At 43.7% G+C, this 20090-nt stretch carries 15 protein-coding genes; 5 read left to right on the top strand and 10 right to left on the bottom strand.

The window, feature by feature from the left end; genetic code table 11:
• Nucleotides 1–731 precede the first annotated feature (731 nt).
• From U9Q77_02205 to rpmH, 10 genes are all read right to left on the bottom strand, one after another.
• Nucleotides 732–2003, bottom strand: a complete 1272-nt coding sequence (locus tag U9Q77_02205; GenBank protein ID MEA3286177.1) for a peptidylprolyl isomerase — start codon at nt 2001–2003, stop codon at nt 732–734.
• A gap of 8 nt (nt 2004–2011) precedes the next feature.
• On the bottom strand, nt 2012–2713 hold the full coding sequence (locus U9Q77_02210; protein MEA3286178.1) for a peptidylprolyl isomerase: 702 nt from the start codon (nt 2711–2713) through the stop codon (nt 2012–2014).
• A gap of 124 nt (nt 2714–2837) precedes the next feature.
• Nucleotides 2838–4547, bottom strand: coding sequence for a peptidylprolyl isomerase (locus U9Q77_02215; GenBank protein MEA3286179.1), 1710 nt, complete (start codon nt 4545–4547; stop codon nt 2838–2840).
• A gap of 27 nt (nt 4548–4574) precedes the next feature.
• Nucleotides 4575–7724, bottom strand: coding sequence for a transcription-repair coupling factor (mfd, locus tag U9Q77_02220; GenBank protein MEA3286180.1), 3150 nt, complete (start codon nt 7722–7724; stop codon nt 4575–4577).
• Nucleotides 7711–9594 (bottom strand): tRNA uridine-5-carboxymethylaminomethyl(34) synthesis enzyme MnmG, encoded by a 1884-nt coding sequence (gene mnmG / locus U9Q77_02225; protein ID MEA3286181.1) that lies wholly within the window; start codon nt 9592–9594, stop codon nt 7711–7713. The genes mfd and mnmG overlap by 14 nt, the downstream gene beginning before the upstream one ends.
• Nucleotides 9595–9602: 8 nt before the next feature.
• A complete protein-coding gene (gene mnmE, locus U9Q77_02230) occupies nt 9603–10943 on the bottom strand; it encodes a tRNA uridine-5-carboxymethylaminomethyl(34) synthesis GTPase MnmE (protein ID MEA3286182.1) in 1341 nt (446 codons plus the stop codon).
• Between the two features lie 14 nt (nt 10944–10957).
• Nucleotides 10958–12718, bottom strand: a complete 1761-nt coding sequence (gene yidC, locus U9Q77_02235) for a membrane protein insertase YidC (GenBank protein ID MEA3286183.1) — start codon at nt 12716–12718, stop codon at nt 10958–10960.
• 17 nt (nt 12719–12735) lie between these two features.
• Complete coding sequence (yidD, locus tag U9Q77_02240; GenBank protein ID MEA3286184.1) at nt 12736–12957, bottom strand: membrane protein insertion efficiency factor YidD; 222 nt, start codon at nt 12955–12957, stop codon at nt 12736–12738.
• Nucleotides 12944–13318: a ribonuclease P protein component gene (locus U9Q77_02245; protein MEA3286185.1), complete on the bottom strand. Its 375-nt coding sequence runs from the start codon at nt 13316–13318 to the stop codon at nt 12944–12946. Before U9Q77_02245 ends, yidD begins: the two co-directional genes overlap by 14 nt.
• A complete protein-coding gene (gene rpmH, locus U9Q77_02250; protein MEA3286186.1) occupies nt 13254–13394 on the bottom strand; it encodes a 50S ribosomal protein L34 in 141 nt (46 codons plus the stop codon). Before rpmH ends, U9Q77_02245 begins: the two co-directional genes overlap by 65 nt.
• A gap of 365 nt (nt 13395–13759) precedes the next feature.
• Here rpmH and dnaA point away from each other — a divergent pair, with 365 nt between their 5' ends.
• The 5 genes from dnaA to U9Q77_02275 all read left to right on the top strand — a co-directional run bounded on the left by dnaA (nt 13760) and on the right by U9Q77_02275 (nt 19796).
• The gene (gene dnaA, locus U9Q77_02255; GenBank protein ID MEA3286187.1) at nt 13760–15112 is read left to right on the top strand and encodes a chromosomal replication initiator protein DnaA; all 1353 of its coding nucleotides are present in this window, start codon (nt 13760–13762) and stop codon (nt 15110–15112) included.
• A gap of 34 nt (nt 15113–15146) precedes the next feature.
• Nucleotides 15147–15608, top strand: coding sequence for a thioredoxin-dependent thiol peroxidase (bcp, locus tag U9Q77_02260; GenBank protein ID MEA3286188.1), 462 nt, complete (start codon nt 15147–15149; stop codon nt 15606–15608).
• Between the two features lie 6 nt (nt 15609–15614).
• On the top strand, nt 15615–16583 hold the full coding sequence (locus U9Q77_02265) for a GNAT family N-acetyltransferase (GenBank protein ID MEA3286189.1): 969 nt from the start codon (nt 15615–15617) through the stop codon (nt 16581–16583).
• Nucleotides 16584–16776: 193 nt separating this feature from the next.
• Nucleotides 16777–18342, top strand: a complete 1566-nt coding sequence (locus U9Q77_02270; protein ID MEA3286190.1) for a glycosyltransferase family 39 protein — start codon at nt 16777–16779, stop codon at nt 18340–18342.
• Complete coding sequence (locus U9Q77_02275; protein ID MEA3286191.1) at nt 18339–19796, top strand: oligosaccharide flippase family protein; 1458 nt, start codon at nt 18339–18341, stop codon at nt 19794–19796. The genes U9Q77_02270 and U9Q77_02275 overlap by 4 nt, the downstream gene beginning before the upstream one ends.
• The last annotated feature ends 294 nt before the right edge of the window (nt 19797–20090 follow it).

A 20090-nucleotide genomic window follows, 5' to 3' on the forward strand; every position in this document is an offset into this window, starting at 1 on the left:
AAGTATCATTATTAACAGCACCATAGGTAGATAACCAAAGCTAATGTTAGAAAGTAATTATTCCGGCGCAATGAAGTTTTCACACAGCCTCTATACCCTTATATCCCTAACATCCTCGTCTACAGGTACGCATTTAGGGGAAGAGCCATAAAATTACTTCTTGAATTCAGTTCGAATATAGAAGGTAGTATCCACAGGAGATATTTTCCATAATCTATGAATCACTGGATATTAATCTGTTTTTACAAAAAAAGTCCATACAATCAGAATTGAAGCGCATATAAGTGCACACCGTTCACTAAATAATAATTCTAAACACAGACCGGTAGGTCGGTATAATACTAATATATTTCTTATTTAATAATAAAGTAGTAGTAGTTAGGTCGTTCAAAAATGTTGATAAGTATTGCATATTATTGTATAACCATATGAAAAATATCCTTTTATAGTATCAATGCATTCTAAAATAACTGTTGATATTATATTAAATATTGTGAGTATATGTTTATTGATGGTTTGAATGGAGGGTGGTTTTACACATTATTTATAGAAAGCCAACAAAAGGTTTCCTGTTGATAACTATTATGTGGATAGTGAGTATAAGTTGAGAACGTATATATAAGGTGCATAAAAACAACTGCTTTAGCAAAATATTAAAGTGAAGAGGAATGTTTATAAGTCAAAAAAGTGGGAAAGAAACCACAAAAAAGGCAGACAACATCAAAAACAATCTATTTGAGTTGAATATACATTCGCTCGCGTTGATCAGTGATCCAGTTCTCATATCGCTGGCGCTTTTTAAACTCCAAGTTCATGTTTTCCAATTCAGTCCAGTGATCATTTAGGTTTATCTTGCCTCCTGGAATGCGGTGATGAACAACGATCAGGTGGTACTGATCCCCACTAAAGACAGGCATAGATAACTTTTCAAGTGGGATATTCAATAAGAGATCATGAATATCCTCGGGCAAAAGGGAAATATCAGTTAGACCCATACGACCCTTACGAGAGCGAACATAGTCATCGGTTGACAAAATAGCTACTTGCTCAGAAAGACTCGTCTTTTCAGCTTTGATGTCAGCTCGAAGCGCTTCAAGTTTTTGAGCTGTAGTGGCCCGGTCATCATCGTTAGCCACAGGCATCAGTAAAATATGAGAAACCTTCAGTTGGTCACCGGACTTTTCATCAAGACGCAAGAGATGCACACCGAATTGTGTTTCTACGAGACCGCTTATTTCACCAGGGGCTAGTGCAAAAGCAGCATCTTCAAAAGGTTTTACAAAGACACCCCTACCTACAAAACCTAGACTGCCTCCATTAACTGCAGATCCTGGATCCATAGAATGCTCTAATGCAGCATCCTCAAAAGTGGTCACACCAGCAACTATATCCTGCTTGATAGCTAGCAGCTGATCACCCAATAACCTTAATTTGTCTTCCCCTAAATCGATGGGGACAGAGAGAATAGAAAAATCGACCTGTGGATTTTTATCAGGAAAACTATCCTGCCAGGTAGAATAGAATTCTTCAACCTCTCGACGACTTACCTTAATATCACTAAACAGCTCCATTTTGACCTGTTCAACCAAAAGATTATTGCGAATTTGATCCTCGTAATAAGCTTTGATCTTGTAGAGATCGACTCCAAAAGCCTCTGCTGCTTTTCGCAGACTACCGTACTGCATCTCGATACTGTTCAAGGATTGCTCAAGTTGCATTTCAACCGTTCTGTTTTCCACTTCAATGGTTTCCTGGCGGGCATACTCAAGCAGAACCTGTTGATTGAGCAATTCATCCAAGGCACGAACCCTTAACTGCTGAATTATCTCAGGAGCAGAATTCGCCGGAAGCTTGGCCTGCATAGCAAACAGTTGGGTAACCTGATCCACCTCTGAATAAAGAATGGCTTTTTCACCAACAATGGCTGCAACCCCATCAATTAATTGTTGAGCCGGGGTACTTTGGAACAAGAGTAACATGAAAAGAAAAATTCTAATTTGCATTGGACTACCTATTTCGGAAAACTTCCGTATAAAACATCTTTATTTAACAGAATAGTACTGGATATTCTGAGGCTATCAACTATCTGAGCCTCAATATATCGTTGTCGATTAATTGAAAGACGAGCCGCAATTTCCTCCCAGACTTCATCCAGGGTTTTAATTGAACCACGATCATGCCAAGTCTTTACTTCAACGAGATGCCAGCCAAGATCAGATTTTATCGGTCCAAAGATGCCTTCGCGCTTCTTTTTAAGCAGGTATTCTTTTACTTCAGGGAGCAGCTTCTCAACCCGAAAGGTTCCGGTTTCTTTGGGATGCATAGCTACCAGCGCCTGCTTTTTCTCAAGATCGCCTTTTTCAATGGCTTTTTCAAGCTCCCGCGCCTCATTTTTGGTGGGCAGGAGTACATGAAAGCCAAAAAACTCATTACTCTGGCGCCGAAAAGAGACCAAGTTGTTTTGATAATAGGTTTCAATCTCAGACCGCTTAATATTTCCCTTATCCCTTAAGAGAGCATCAAGCTGTTTATCAGCCAACAGTCTACGCCTGTATGTTTCAACCCGATAATTAAAAACCGGATCACGGTGGATCAGGTTCTTCTCCGCTTCCTGAGCCAGGAGGGTTTCTCTGACCCAATTCTCAACCAAAAGAGATTTTTGCAAACTGTCTAAAGCCCGGAATCCCGGAAACATTAATATTAAATCGTCCATTAAAAGACGTTCATGATTAACCTTGGCGATAAGACCATCGTTTTGGTCACTGGAACAAGATAATAACCCCGCAAAAAGCAGGGTTACTATAAGCAAAAAAGTATTTCTCATGCGGAGTTAATGATTAGTTGTTTGCCGCATCATAAAAAGCACGGACAGCAGCATGATTGATCTTAACCGAGTGATCCTTTTTGAGGTCAGCATAAACGGCTTCTGTGCGCTTGTTTCGTAGCTCTCCCACGATCTCAGTTCTTACGCGACCCTTGACCTTACTGTAGGGTTTTGCTCCTTCAGGAATGACCTTCTCGAGCTTTATTATGGAATATCCGTTGCCAAGCTTGACCGGACCAGCGATATCACCGATCTCCAACGAAAAAGCCTCTTTACCCATCAATCCATAGCGACCCTCCTGAAAGGGAGGAAGCTGACCGCGTTTGTCTTTGGTGGCCTTTCTTTCAGTATAACGCCCTGCCAACAGGTCGATCAATTCGCCGGCATCCAGACGTTTTTTCAGATCAACAGCCAGCAAACTGTCTTTGACAAAGATCTCTCGAACCACAACCTTCTTTTTTTCCATGTATTTTTTGGCTTTATTGGTTTCATAAAAAGCCATCAATTCATCATCGCTTGGTTCAAGAGCTTCGTTTATCTCAGAAGCGATAAAGGCATCATAAGCATAGCGCTCAACCAGTTTGTTGATCTTGTCGGAAAAAGCGCTTTCCTGTTCGTATTTTTCACCATAACCGAAATCAAGAATAAGCTTCTGGGTAACCAGTTGATCAAAAATGGTCATTAACTGATTCTCTGATTTAAAACGTGGTTTTTGGCCATCATCCATGGCTTTTAACTCTTCAATGATCCAGTCACCACCCACCGCTTTGCCGTTAAGCTCAAACAAAGGGTCTGAAAAATTCAATTTTTTGAAGACCTCATCCATGGGAGCCTGTTTAAAAGTGGATTTTTCAAATATCAGGAAAAAAGTATGGATGTTTTCAGTGATGAGTTCAAAACCAGCCCCAGCCTTTTGTTTTTCCAGAAAAGCATTGGCGCGCTGACTCAGTTCTTGTCCCTTATCTTTGCGCGCTTGATTTTTCAGAGCGGATTTCTCTTCTTCAAAGGAACCGCGTTCAATCTCACGCTTAGCCTCCAGTTTGATGATATGATAACCAAAGGTCGTTTCAACAACATTGGAAACCTCACCTGGTGCTAAAGCGAAAGCGGCATCCTGAAAAGGTCCCACCATTTTTCCCCAGCCAAACCAGCCCAGGTCACCACCACTGTCTTTTCCAGAAGGATCTTCAGTGAATTCTTTGGCCAGGTCTTCGAACAACTCACCTTTTGAAAGACGATTATTGATCTGACCCATAATGGCCAGCGCTTCAGACTTGCTGCGATCCGAACTTGAGCGTGGCCCGCCCTTGTATTGCACCAATATATGTCTGGCTTTCAATTCGGTACCAGACCGATCATATATCTCACGGAGCAGATCATCATTTATGACAGCACCCAGGATCGCCCGGTCATAGACGTACTGGAGCATTTGGCGACGTTCAGCTTTCATTTTTTTGGACTGAATATCGGGATCATTGTCGAGTCCGCGCTCTAACGCTACGCGTGTGAACAAAGCTTTTTTGACAAATTCATCCACCTTTGAGTCGATGTAGTCGTGGTCTTTGTCAGCAAAACGAACGGCAGGATTATGAGAGGTAAAGTCATCCATGGAGATAGATTCTCCATCTAAGGTGGCCAGAGTATCGCTGTCCATAGTGGAACAAGCAAACAGAAAGACCAGGATCGCCAAGGCGATGAGGGGAAGGGTAAAGCGAGTTTTCATTTGATTAACCTTATGATTATATTAGAGTTAAGTTTTATTTGTATGTTCGGAAAATTTAGCCGGGAGCATCAGGCTTTCCAAGAATATTCTAAGTGAATTCAAAGAGCCGCCAGAACCAGGATCCATTATGAAAAATGTCAACGAACGATTGTTTATTATTTCTACTTTCAGACCGGTTTCACTAAGGGCCCGAGACAAGTCTTTAATGATCTTTCCGCCAGCATGTTCCACATGTTCAGGTAAAAAATCAGCCTGTGCCCGCCCGGATTTAACCACCACGCTTCTTATTCCCAAAGAACGCGCTAAAATCTTGACCAGGGTGGCGTCGATCAGGTTCTGAACCGAACCAGGCAAGCGACCAAAACGCTCCCTGAGTTCACCGCGAAGACTATATATCGCGGCAATATTTTCACCTTCCGCTATGCGACGGTAGAGGGCAATTCTTTCGACTGTATCCTCAATGTATGACCCAGGAAGCTGCATTTCCACATCGACGGTCATGTCGGGAGCCGGGAAAATTACAGCCTCGTCATCCCCAACTTCTTTTAACAACTCCAGGGTCTCTTTCAGGATCCTGGTATAGAGATGATAACCAATATTTGCTATCTGACCGCTTTGTTCGGTTCCAAAGACATTCCCGGAACCACGGATCTCAAGATCACGCATGGCGATCTCATAGCCACCACCATAATGGGCATGTCTTTCCAGTGCATTCAGGCGCTTAATCGCATTAACACTGAGTTTACGGAATCCAGGAGCTAAAAAATAAGCCCAGGCTTTACGATGAGACCGTCCAACGCGTCCCCGTAATTGATAGAGCTGAGAAAGACCCATGGCATCAGCCCTGTTTACGATCAAAGTGTTGGCGTTTGGGATATCAAGCCCGGATTCAACAATGGTCGTAGACAGTAAAACATCAAATTCATGATGGAAAAAGCCAAGCATGACCCGCTCCAGGGCTCTTGGGTTCATCTGACCGTGTCCCAAACCGAAACGCACCTGGGGTAGCAGGGTTTGCAAGCGCTGAAGCATAATGCCAATAGATTCAACACGATTATGTACAAAAAAGACCTGTCCTCCACGATCAACCTCTCTCAGGATTGCCTCCCGGATCCGCCCCTCGTCAAAATCCATAACAATGGTTTCCACTGGCTGACGATCTTTTGGTGGGGTTTTGAGCATGGACATATCTCGCGCCCCCATGAGTGACATTTGCAGGGTTCTGGGGATAGGGGTGGCCGTCATTGATAAAGAATCAACCGAGGTTTTGATCTCTTTTATACGCTCCTTGTGTTTCACCCCAAAACGATGTTCTTCATCGATAATTAGTAATCCAAGTTGTTTAAAAACAACATCTTTAGACAACAACCGATGCGTGCCGATAACCACATCAAGGGTCCCTTTTTCAAGGGCGACCAGGGTTTCTTTTATTTGCTTTGGAGTTCGAAAACGCGAGAGCACCCCAATATTCACCGGATAATCAGCGAAGCGCTCCAGGAAAGTTTCGAAGTGTTGCTGAGCCAGAATGGTTGTGGGAACCAAAATTCCAACCTGACGCGAATCATTGACAGCCTTGAACATAGCCCTCATGGCGACTTCAGTTTTGCCAAAACCCACATCGCCGCACAAAAGACGATCCATAGGATGAGAAGATTCCATATCCCGCTTGATATCTTCTACGGCAACAAGTTGATCAGGGGTTTCATCATAGACAAAAGAGGCTTCCATGCGTTTTTGGAAATCAGTATCCGGGCTATAAGGAAATCCCTCAACCACGAACCGGTTGGCATAAAGCTCGATAAGCTCTTTGGCATAATTGTCAACAGCTCTACGGGTTTTAAGTTTGACCTGATCCCATTCGGTGGTGCGTAAACGGGTTAATTTTGGAGGAATTTCGACATGAGATTCATATTTATGCACACGATGCATTTTTTCTACAGGTACGTAAACATGGTCGCCAGCCTCATATTCAAGCGCCAGAACCTCTCTCATGGAATTATTAACAGGTATTAGCTGGGTGCCCAGATATCTACCAATTCCATAATCCAGATGAACAACCACATCACCTTCTTCAAAAGCTTCTATTCGGGTAATGGGTTTAATCGGAAAAAGGCGTGGAATAATACTCCTTTTCCGATTTCGGCCAAAGATTTGATGATCTGTGAGTACCGCCAGCTTGTTCTGGTGGTCAATGAAGCCGGAGGAGAGAGAAAGGCGAACTGTTTCAAACCGAAAATCTTCAAACAAAACGCGTAATCGATCGAGCTGAATTCCCGTATCAGCGCAGATATAAACCCGGTAAATCGCATCATTTAAATGACGAAGGCGAGCGCGAACCGCTTCCAGGTTGCGCTGAAACTCTGGTTGGACCTCAATATCCCAGTGTGATCCCACCGTGTCCTTGGACTGATACCAAAAAACAGAACGCTGCTTTTTCTGTTTTTGCAATAGAGTCGCGACCGATGAAGAGTTTGTGTCTTCGAGGAGAGGCCGATACTGGAAAAAGGAAACCTTTTCAGGAATAGATTCCAGCAGTGGATCAATGACGGTCTGCTCAAAAGGATTTTCCGGGAAGAGGGTCATTTCCGACAATTCATTAACAGAGCGCTGGGTGGAAGGGTCAAACTCATGGATAGACTCAAGGGTGTCACCAAGGAAATCCAAACGAAGCGGGTTGTCGCCACCACCAGGGAAAACATCAATAACGCCACCCCTGACAGTAAAATATCCAGGTTCAACTACAAAAGAATCACGCTCAAAACTATAGCTTACCAGCGTGTTCTCAAGCTCGCCAATGGAGTAAACCCCACCTTTTTTTAAGGTGAACGAATTGAGAGCATTACTGGAAATACCGCTTAACAATTCAGAGGCCTGGGTTACATAGATCGCCGGCAGAGCCTCAAGCAGAGCTCGAAGCGCTCGCCCAGACTGTCCTGTATCGATACCATCAACCCGATCACTGCCAACAAAGTGGATCTCACGCCCAAGATCAAGCGCCACCAGGTCATTCAGCAAGCGTTCGGCTGAAGATTTGTCGGGCAGAACCAAAACAGAAGCGCCATTTATCTGGTTAGCCTGAATTAAAAAGGGGAGCAGGGCCGGTTCCACATCATATACAGCAGAACCGGGGTGGCTGTAAAATTCTGCGGTAGCAGAAAAAAGATCAGGATGTTTCACGTGAAACAGTTTTTTTCAATAAGATAAGTAGAATAGAGATGTCGGCAGGGCTAACCCCGCTAATCCGGGAGGCCTGGCCAATGGTTTCGGGCTGGATTCGCTGCAACTTTTGTCTGGCCTCAAAAGAAATCGCAGTCATATCATTATAATTAACCGAAGTGGGGATGATCATATCCTGGTGTTTTGAAAGCCGCTCGACCTGAAGTTTCTCGCGTTCTATATATCCACGATATTTGGTGTTGGTGGCAATGAGGTTCAAAAGGGTAGGGGGTAGTGTTTTGATCCAGTCGGGTAAAACGGAGTACAGTTGAGTGATAGAAACATGTGGTCTGCGGAGCAGGTTGGCGATAGACTGGTTCTCTTTTACCGGGGCTTGAACATCAATTAAAGCGGTGATGATCTCCGGCTTTAGATAAAGCGTTTCAAAAAGGGTCTCAGCCTTGGCCGCCTGCGATTTTTCCCTAACAACCCGCTTATAAAGAGTCTCGTCGGTCAGGCCCAGCGAATACCCTCGCTCAGCAAGTCGAAAGTGGGCATTATCGTACCGTAGCAAAAGACGATGTTCGGCTCTGGAGGTGAACATCCGGTAGGGTTCGTCCGTATCTTTGGTAATTAGATCGTCGATAAGGACTCCTAAGTAGGCCTCTTCTCGACCCAGGACAAAAGGTGGTTTTTCATCAATATAAAGACAGGCATTGATCCCGGCGATCAGGCCTTGTCCAGCCGCTTCCTCATACCCCGATGTGCCGTTGATCTGCCCGGCAAAAAATAGCCCGGCGATCCGTTTTGTCTCAAGCGATGCTTTTAATTGTGATGGAGGGAAAAAATCATACTCAATGGCGTAACCAGGACGAATAAACTCAACGCGTTCCAGACCAGGGACGGATCTCAAACTGGTGAGCTGAACATCCTCTGGTAGCGAAGATGAAAACCCGTTTACATAAATTTGTTCAGCATTTGACCATTCCGGTTCAAGAAAAAGCTGATGAGAAGGTTTGTCTGAAAAGCGCACGACCTTATCCTCGATAGAAGGACAATATCGGGGTCCCACCCCTTTGATGGTTCCTGAGAATAAAGGAGACAACTCGATCGAACCATTAATAATAGCGTGGGTCTGTGGGTTGGTTTTGGTGATGTAGCACGCTTCGTTAGGCGGGTTGAAGTTTGTTGTGGAAAAAGAAAAGGGTTCTGGATCTTCGTCGCCCGTCTGCAGTGTGGTCCTGGAAAAATCAATACTGTTCCGTTTGACCCGGGCTGGTGTGCCGGTTTTTAAGCGTCCAGTCTCAAAACCAAAAGCTGCCAGAGATTCGGTAATACCGACACTGGCTGATTCACCAATACGTCCAGCAGAAAACTGTTTATCACCAATGTGAATCAGTCCATTAAGAAAAGTACCATTGGTTAAAATAAGTGTATCGGAGGAAAAGCGGGTTCCGTTGCGGGTGACAACGCCGGTAAGTTTTTGTTTTTCAGGGTCAGCAAGAACCTCCACGGCCTCATCTTCAAAAAGCTCCAGGTTAGATTGAGACCTGCAAACATCAACCATATAAGCGCTATAAGCGTGTTTGTCGATTTGGGCTCGAGGTGACCAAACAGCTCGTCCCTTGGATCGATTAAGCATTTTGAATTGAATACCTGTGGCGTCAGTGGCTTTAGCCATTTCACCACCCAGGGCATCGATTTCACGCACAAGATGACCTTTGGCCAGCCCGCCTATAGCCGGATTACAGGAAGCACGCCCCAGAGCATCAATCTGCATGGTTATAAAAAGAGTCTTTTTACCAAGACGACTGGCAGCCAGGGCGGCCTCTATGCCAGCATGACCCCCACCAACCACAATCACAGCGTATGATTCACGTGAAACAAGCATATCAGTGTCTATTTTCCGACACAAAAACCACTGAAGATATGATTAAGAATATCATCAGGTGTGGTTTTGCCGGTGATCTCGCCTAAAACATCAAGAGCGAGCCGCAGATCTGAAGCGATATACTCAGGACCCAACTCATTATTAATGGCGTCAAGACAATTGGTTAACTGGACAGCAAAACGATTAAAAACATCACGGTGGCGCTCATTATTTAAGATAACCCCTTGAACACCCGCACTTTTCATGTTGATAATATGTGAATAAATCAAATCTTTTAATGTGTCAATACCGGTGTTCGTGACACAAGACAGGTATACATCGTGATCTATTGGTGGTTCGGTATCGATGTCAATTTTATTATAAACAGTAATTTGTGGTGTGTTGATAGATTTTGGAGGATCGGTATTGGTGGTGTCGGGAGATTGTACTAAAATAATTAGATCAGCAAGCTCAATTTCATCTTTACTGCGATGTACGCCAGAAAGTTCTGCATCATCACGGGCATCACGGAGGCCGGCAGTGTCCACCAGGGTCACAGAATGGCCGGCAACCAAAATGGTTTTCTCAATTGTGTCACGAGTTGTGCCAGCTTGAGAAGTGACGATGGCTCGCTCCTGTCCAACCAACAGGTTAAATAAAGATGATTTACCACTATTGGGAGCACCAACCAGCGGAACGCGGAACCCCTCTTCAAGTCGGCGTCCGTAAAAGTAAGTTTCCAATAAGTCCTGAGTGGTACTCTGTATGGCCAACAGGGGATTGACGAAAGTAGCAGGAGGGGTAATCGTTATTTCCTGATCGGAGAAATCCAATTCTGCCTCAAGCGTGGTAAGAATTTCGATTAGAACATGAGACATGCCATCTACCAGATTTCGCAGTCCACCACGAAGTTGTTGCAAAGCATTTTTATGCGCTGATTCATCTTTTGCATGAATAAGGTCGGCCACTGCTTCTGCCCGACTTAGATCGATCTTGCCCCTTAAAAAGGCGCGCAAGGTGAATTCCCCTGCACCAGCGGCTCTAATACCCGGTGCACGTAGAAGCACCTCGAGTAGCTTTTGCTGCAGGTATGTACCCCCGTGGATAGAAATCTCAACAAGATCTTCCCCGGTAACTGAATGGGGTCCCTTAAAAAAGGTGACAACGCACTCATCAAAATCTCCAGAACCAAGATCAGGATGGTTAAGTTTTCCGAATACAGCAAAACGAGGAATGAGTTTATCGGAACCCGTGAAAAGCGATTTAATGGTTTCTAACGCAAGTGGGCCAGAAAGCCGGATAACAGCTAAACCGCCGATTCCCGGTGGTGTCGATATTGCGGCAATTGTGTCCTGGTCAAACGCTAACACAGGGAACCCTTAGATTATTTCTTACTTTTCTTCTTAGCCGATTTTTTACCAGGTGACGCTAAAACGGGTAGCGGTTTGTTGGGCATAAGTTTTTGTTGGAGAATCGACATCAAATTGAATAAGGTGTAATACAAATTTAACCCTGAGGGAAAAGTATAGAACATAAAGAAGAAAACGGCCGTCATAATGTAGGGCATATTCTTCATTTGAGGATTTGTTGCCGCCGAGCTGGGCGACATCATCTTTTGTTGCAAGATCATGGTTGCAGACATAATGATCGGTAACAGATTGATATCAAAACCCATGAAGGTTCCAACGGTATCAGGCAGAGAGAGATCAGAGATCCAGAATTCCAGCCCCCCAAAAGCTGCTCCACGCAATTCGATTGTTGTTCTGAAAAGATTGAACATGGCGATTAAAATGGGCATTTGGATCACCAGGGGCAGACAGCCCCCCAGCGGGTTGATGCCAAGTTCCTTGTATAGCTTCATGGTTTCTTCGTTAAGCTTCTTGGAGTCGTCCTTGTATTTTTCCTTTAATGCAGCGATCTGAGGCTGTGCCTGTTGCATGCTCTGAGTTGAGGAAAATTGTTTTTTTGTCAGGGGCGCCAGGAGCAGCTTAACTAAAATAGAGAAAAGGATCAGTACGATTCCATAGTTAGGAATTATTCGATAGATAGCCTTGAAGACCCAAAGGGCACCCTTGCCAATGATTCCAAACCAGCCCCAATTCATCATTTCTTCGAAGTAAAGACCATAACTCTTAAGAATATCATAATCAAGCGGTCCCACATAAACCCGATAATTGGATTGACTTATAGCATTACGACGATCGAAAGAATCACGAACATCAAAATCAAATATTTTAAGAGAATGATCTTTATCTCCAGCGGTTTGATAACGTAAGGATTTAAACTCTGAGACAGGCTGTTCCGGAATGAGGATAGCCGTAAAATATTTAGAACGGGAAGCAACCCATGAAGTTAAGGCGGTTTGGACATCTGTTTCACGGTCAGTATCTGCAGAATAATCAGTAGGACCACTGTCATCACCCAGCAAGGCATACATTTCAGAATAGTAGAGATCATCTTTACGGTTTTGCTCTGTTGGGGCGACTCCTCCACTCCAAGACGTGGCAAAATAACGACCCGCATTTACCTGGTCAAAATTGATCAATTCCTGCTCCAGGTCAAAGTGAAAGCTGTCTGGAAAAAAAGTGAAGGTTTTAATCAGTTTGGCGCCAGAGCCCAAATTAAGCGCAAATGAAAAGGACGCCGGCTTCCCAAAAACAGGAAAATCATAAACGGGTGCATCACCCATTGAGCACTCCGCAAGCAAGTCTTTGGTGTCAAAATTTTCAACATCATACCCGATGAATTGATTAGCTAAAACCCCCCTCGCTAAATCAGAGATCAACTGTACTCTGGAACTGTCCTTTGTGAGATAATGGTTTAGATAAACCCGCTCAAGAGAGCCGCCACCCCTGTTTGAAAAGTGCAACTCATACAAGGGGGTCGAAACGATGACCCGGGATTCTGTGCCAATTGCATAATCTGAAGTATCTACATAAACCGGAGTTAAGGCGACCGGAGGAACGTCTTCGGCTTCGACAATTACACTGGTATCAGTGGGGGTTGTAAAAGTTGACTCTATATGTGGCTTTTTGGGAGCGGTGCTACCAGGTGCAACTATTTCCTGATACCAATCTGAGAAAAAGACCAAAAGGATTAGGCCCATAAGGGCAATAGCAATGAGTGTTCTGTTCGATTCAGTCATAAGTATATGTAAATCCTTTATTTTTTAATAACGGGATCGAATCCACCCTTGGAGTAAGGATTACATCGAAGGATTCTCCAAATTGATTTTGGTAAAGCCTTCCACCAAGGTAGAATTTCGAAAGCGTCTATAGCATAATGTGAACAAGTGGGGTAGAAACGACAGCTGTTTGGAAATAATGGGCTGAGTGCTATCTGATAAAAGCGGATCAATAGAATAAATGGTTTATTGAGTAGCATGCTGAGATCTTTTCACAAGCAGTTGAACAGAAGTGGCCAGAGATGATCCAGAGAAGAAGGATCGATGAAACAGAAATAGATAACCGCGCTGTGCGAGAAAAGGAATAATGGCATTAAGCAGCAAACCATTAAATAAACGACGTGTTTTATTTCGTCTCACAGCATTGCCAGCTCTACGCCTAATTAAAAAACCCACTTCCAAAATATCTGTGGGTTTTGTATACAAAGTTATTCCCCGCATAGTAAAGCGACGACCGCTCTTCAGGTAATCAGCGATGGTTGCCCGGTCGATGTGCTTAACCGGAAACGGTGAGGTGTTTTCTTCCCTTGGCACGGCGGCGGGCCAGTAATCTACGACCATTCTTGGTTTTCATGCGAGCGCGGAATCCGTGCTTATTATGACGTTTGCGCCGGCTGGGCTGATAGGTTCTTTTCATTGTAAATCATTACTCCAATAAATAACATGTTTTTAAAAGCCCGCCAATATAACATGGAGTATAGTAAAATCAATTTTTCAATACAGTTAAGTGCAGATCTTTTACATCGGGTTGAAAACAGATGTTTCAGATCCAAACAAGAGCCAAAAGTATAAGCTGAACCGTATCAAAATCGGCTTGGCAGCACCCACTATTCCCTAAAAGACAAGCCAGAGAACAAATAAAACCAGTAAATATCGACAGCCTTAATTGAGTAAAATAATGATTTACAAGAGAGCATGGGCGATTACTTTAAGTCTGCCCTTTTAAAACAAAGAGCACCCAAACAATTGTTGATAACTTGTGAATATATGACGGGGTAAGCTTTGAGTCAGGCACTTTGGGAAAATGTCAAAACGGTACTAGAAACACGGGTACCCAACCAAACATTTCAAACTTGGTTTCAACCAATCACACAACTAGCCGAAGATCAGTCAGTTCTGACCCTTAAGGTTCCCAATCAGTTTTTTTACGACTGGATGAAATCCCACTACGGGGAAATAATTCTGAGCACTCTGGCAGAGGTTAGTGGCCGACCTATGCGAGTGGAATATTCCATTGTTTTGGAAGACCAGGCAAATGCAGCGCAACCCGAGCCCTTTTTTGAACCCGAAACACCTGTTGTCAGACACAATGGCATGGAAACCAACCTTAATGAACAATTTACCTTCAGTAACTTTGTTGAAGGACCCAACAATCAATTCGCCAAAGCCGCAGCCGAAGCAGTGGTCAACTCAAAAGATAACAATCTGTATAACCCCCTGGTTATCTACGGCGGTGTAGGTCTGGGAAAAACCCACCTGCTACATGCTATCGGTAACGGGTTTCACCAGTTCAACCCAACGAAAAAGGTGATGTATATATCATCTGAAAAGTTCACCCTGGACTTTATCAGCGCCATTCGAGAAAATAAAGCCGGACTATTCAGCCAACGCTACCGGAAAGTTGATCTACTTATTGTGGACGACGTCCAATTCTTCAAAAAGAAAGAAAGAACCCAGGAAGAATTCTTCCACACCTTTAATGAACTGTATATGAACGGCAAACGCATCATTTTATCCACGGATAGACCCCCAGGAGAAATCGGTCTCCAAAAGCGCCTGACCTCACGATTCCTGGCTGGGCTTCTGGTAGATATTCACTCACCGGATTTTGAAACACGGGTGGCTATTTTGCGCCAGAAATCAGAAGAAAGTGGAATTGAGATCCCTTATGATGTGGTTGAATACCTCGCCACAAATATTGAGAGTAATATCCGCGAACTACAGGGAGCCCTGATACGATTACTGGCTTATTCTTCATTGGCCAAGAGTGATATTAATCTCCAACTCGCCCATAAAGTCCTTTTGGATCTTACAGGAAAGATTGCCAAACCCATTGTGAGCATGGAAGATATCCTCAACCAGGCCTCCGAAACCTTTGGTGTAAAAAAGGATGATATCTATGGAAAGGGTCGCAAGCAGGAAGTAGCCCTGGCACGCCAGGCAGCCATGTATCTGTCCAAAGAACTAACCCATAACTCATTAAAATCCGTCGGTTTGTTTTTTGGGGGACGGGATCATTCAACTGTGATCCACGCCTGTAAAACCATCAGAGCAAAAATGGAAGCTGATGATATTTTTAACGCTGAGATCAAAGCCCTTTTACGACGCCTGACCGGTCCGATACTCAGATCTTGATATAAATCAAATCAACAAAAAGGATAAAACAGAGATGCTTAGAAGTGGAGATAAAGCCCCGGATTTTAACCTGAATGACCAGGATGAGAACCAAATAAGCCTAAGTGACTACCAGGGCAAAAAACTGGTTATCTATTTTTATCCCAAAGATCAAACCCCGGGCTGCATCAAAGAGGCCTGTAATTTCAGGGACAACATCGAAATGTTTACAAAAAATGATATCGCGGTGATCGGTGTCAGTATCGATAGTGAAAAATCTCACAGAAATTTCATTGCTAAGCAATCTCTGAACTTTCCCCTTTTGGCTGACGTTGACAAAGTGATGGTTACTGATTACGGCGTCTGGGGAGAAAAGTCCATGTTCGGACGTAAATACATGGGTACTTTCCGAAAAACATTTTTAATCAACGAAACAGGCTTGGTGGAGAAAATTTACGACAAGGTCAAAGTAGCCACCCACGCCGAGGATATTCTTAAAGACTGGGGAGTTGGTTAAGATCAAATGACGGTTCTGGTTCGCAAATTTACTGAAGCTGACACTTCAACCTGGGAAGCTTTTGTGCATTCGGCCAACAATGGCACCATTTTTCATGAACGAAAATTCCTGAGTTACCATCCCAAAGATCGCTTTGTTGATCACAGTTTGATCCTTGAAAAAAAAGGAAAAATCAAAGCCCTCTTTCCAGCAGTAGATGTGAAAGCACAGAAAACCAGATCCTTGATTAGTCACCAGGGTTCATCTTATGGCGGGATCATCGTTGAGCGGAACCTCAGCATTCGAGATAGCTATGATTATGTGGAGGCAATCCTGGACCATGCTCAAAAGTCTGGATTTGATCGAATCCAAATGACCCTGCCACCAGCTATTTACCAAAGCCGGGTGAGCAACTATCTGGATTTTTCCCTGATCAAACATGGTTTCAGTTATCTAAAAAGAGATGTTTCTTCTATGCTTACCATTGAAGAAACACCGGAACAAAACCTGGAATATTTCAGACCTTCTCACCGGACAGCAGTACGTAAAGCGATCAAGAGTGGTGTGGTCATCCAGGAAAGTGATGACTGGCCAGCCTTTTACAATATACTGAAACACAACCTGAAAATTCGCCACAATGTTCAACCCACCCACACACTTGATGAGCTCAAAAAGCTAAAAGCTATATTTCCAGATGAGATTCGTCTGTTTGGGGCTTATTGGGAAGAAAAACTGGTTGCCGGCGTGGTTAATTTTGAAGTCAACCAGGATGTGGTTCTGGCCTTTTATATCAGCCACAACGAAGACTTTCAACACTTGAGAGCGGTCAACCTGCTCTTTTATGAGATCATCAAATGGTGTCATCAGAACAACTTCAAATATTTGGATTTCGGTATTTTTACGGTAAACATGGAACCCAATTTTGGGTTGGGTCGCTTCAAGGAAAACTTTGGAGCATCAGGTGTTTTTCGGGATACCTTTGAACTCAATTTATAGATAAACATTAAAAGAGCCACGAAGACACGAAAGCACAAATTTTCAACAAGGATTTACTTCTCTTGTATGATTAACGATAAAGCCAAACGAAACGCATCAACAGTTCTTTGTGACGTAGTGTCTTTGTGACAAAAAGATTCATCGGGAGGTCCACCTGGCAATAAAACCATTTACGCGTAAGCAACACTACCTCGTGTTATTTGTGCTTCTGTTTATCACGGTAGCAACACGGCTTCCTTTCCAGGGACCCTATCTCTACAATGGTGATCCGGTTGCCTATTTTAATGGTGCTGAAAACCTGATTCAGAGTGGAGAATATCAGATTGATGGAATGATTCCCATTTGGCCAGTCGGTACCAGTCTGACGCTGATCCCCTTTATGCTTATCAGTAAAAGCTTTGGCGTATCTATGGAGTCGGGTGCTTTCTGGCATGGCGTTTTCTTTATCTATCTGGCAATTGCCTTTACCTATCTATTGGGTAAACGAATATTTAACCCGGCCACCGGGATAATAGGGGCGCTTCTTCTAGCCATGGCAGAGAGTCCGTTTATCCACAGCATTAATTCGGCTTCCGACCCAGGTTCGCTTGCCATGATGTTAGCCGCAGTATACTTGATGTTGCTCTTTTTGGACACTCAAAGCCCGCGTGATCTATTCCTCTCTTTCTTTTTACTGGGTCTCGCGTTTGTGTTTCGTTGGAACTATGTTTTTTTTGCACCCCTGTTTCTGATCTATCTCACGGGTGATCGGCGTATCTGGGCTTTCCTCCTTTACCCCTCATTCTGGATCCTGGGTTTTCTGGGATTCTTAGCGGGTATATCAATCCAGCTTTACACAAACTTCACTCATTTTGGAAATCCATTTCAAATTGGCTATGGCCAGCTTGATTATAGCGAACAGTTTGTTTTCAATATTTTTGAATATATTAAAAATATTTTCAGGGTAGCCTATCGCCTGTTGTTCACATGGGATTTCTTTTCACCCCTTCTGGCCATGTTTGGAGTGATGGCTATTGTTGAATTGTGGAAAGAAAAGCGCAGAGATGTGTTTTGGCTTTTTGTACCCTGGATCATACTGGGCGTTTTCTCGGTGATTTATTTTGGTGTAAAACCCCGGTTATTAATACCAATAATGCCACCCATGTTCTTAATCGGTGCCGAAGGTATTGTGCGAGTGTTTTACATGTTGAGAAAATCTGAAGGACTTAAGATTATACCAACCAGGATCACGGCGATAACATCCATATTCATGTTAACCATTCTCTTTTCACCCATGTTTGTGCGTACTTTACTGCATGCACATGGTCACTTTCAAGATAAGGTGGTTATGCAACAGGCTTTTCGTTGGGCCGGGAAAAACATAAATCAACCGGAAGCCCGGATCGTCACCCAGCCCTACTATGCAGGGAAAAATGATGACTGGTTGCGAGCCGGCTGGGATGTTTGGGCCTCCAAACGTTATGCAGAGCACAAAATCCGGTCGCTGGCATACCCGGAGACCTGGAAAACAGAAAACAGAGATTGGGTGGTAATAAACCGTTTTTGGTTTGAAGGTGGTAATCTTCGGTTTGAAAACACGCGTGAAATGTCCCAACGCTTTGATTCTCTAAAAACAGCCAGGCACCTCGAATTAAAGGCTCAGTTTGAAGGGAAGCCGGAACCGAGGATTCTGAAAAAACTCAACATCTTGTCATTCTACCCCATAGATTTTTTAGAATATAGACCAAGTTTTGAGGTCTGGGGACCTCCGGAAAAATGAGCAAAACAGCCTCAAGTATAAAACAGTTATCCAAACACACTCTGGTCTATGGAATTGGAAACATCCTTAATCGTGGGATGACATTTTTACTGCTCCCGTTTTACACCAATCTGATCAGCACTGAAGAGTATGGTGTCTATAGTCTGGTTTACTCGTTTATCGCTCTAACCAATGTTTTCTTCATCCATGGGATGGATACGGCGTTTATGCGTTTCTTTATTCCGGAAAAAGACGAATTAAAACGCAAACAGATCTTAAATACCGTTTACACCAGTATCTTTGTATCAACCTTTCTACTGGCGGCAGGTGTTTACCTGGTTTTACCAGCTTTCTCTCCAGAACTGATCAGCATTCCCTCCAGGTCGATCATGTTGTTCTATTTAACCCTGATCATTCTGTTTGACGCCCTGGCCTTTTTACCCATCGTTTACTACCGGGCGGTAAACAAGCCGGTAAATTATGTGGCGATTGTTTTTGTTGAGGTATTGATAAATCTTTCGCTGAATATTTATCTGGTTGCTTATCAAAAAATGGGACTGGAAGGTATTCTGTTATCAAATGTGATCAGTTCCATCGCAAAATTTATCCTCAGCTCACCGGTTTTATGGCGCCAGTTTCGCTTTCAGTGGAACCTGCAGATATGGAAAGAGATTCTTAAATATGGTTTACCCACCGTTCCCGCCGTATTCTTTCTGATCTTGATCAGCGTCAGCGATCGGTTTTTACTAAAACATTTTTTAGGTTCTCACGCTGTTGGTCTGTATGCTTCCGGTTACAAGATCGGAGTGGTCATGGCCTTGTTGATCACGGCTTTTCGATTTGCTTGGCAGCCCTTTTATCTTTCCAAGGGAGAAGACCCGGATGCGCCGCACATATTCTCGAGGATTTTTACCCTGTTTGTCGCGGTTACCGGTTTCATTTACCTGACCGTTTCCCTGGTTCTGGTTGAACTTCTCAAGCTGCCCTATGGGGAATTATATATTATCGCCGAAGAATACCACGAGGGGCTTAAGGTTGTTCCTTTCATTCTACTGGGAAACATGCTCTTTGGTTTATCTCAGAACTTTATTGTGGGTGCCTACATCAAAAAGAAGACGCTCTATATTCCCGTCTTTACAGGGATTGGATTTTTGGTGAATGTTAGCACGAACATCTTATTGTTATCTGTTTTTGGAATGGGATTTCTGGCTGCCGGTTATGCTTTGGTTCTGACCTATATCGTGCAGGGCTTTATCATTTATTTTACAGTCCGTCGCTTCTATCCGATTCCTTATGATTTCTGGAAAATGAGCAAGAATTTTTTAGTCATCATCCTTTTGTTTATTATTCCGGGATTTCTGGACCACCCATACCTGCTTGTAAACCTCGCCCTGGTTTTACTTTATTTTCCAGTCTTGGATCTCGTGGGTGTGTTGTCTATCAAACAGATTTATAAAGAATTATTTAAACGCTAGTCTTCTAAAAAATGGTTCATCATAATAATGCGTACCTGGATACAATCATTGAGATTGGGGGTCAATAAAATATTCTGGGGTATAAAGGTATAAGGGTTATACGGTATATGGTATCCACTTGCTGAAACGTCTGCTCTGACAGGCCGGTCGTCTATGCCGAAGCCAGCCTTTAGAGTATGACTTCGTGCGAGCAGGCACAGGCAGGTAGCCGAGGAGGAGGAAACGGGTGTTGTATTTTGATACTTTGACGTTGCTCAGCACAGGCAAGCTCACTACAAACTTTCGAGCTGAATG

The sequence above is a fragment of the Candidatus Neomarinimicrobiota bacterium genome, from assembly GCA_034716895.1.
Classification (GTDB): Bacteria; Fidelibacterota; UBA8477; order UBA8477; family JABMPR01; genus JABMPR01.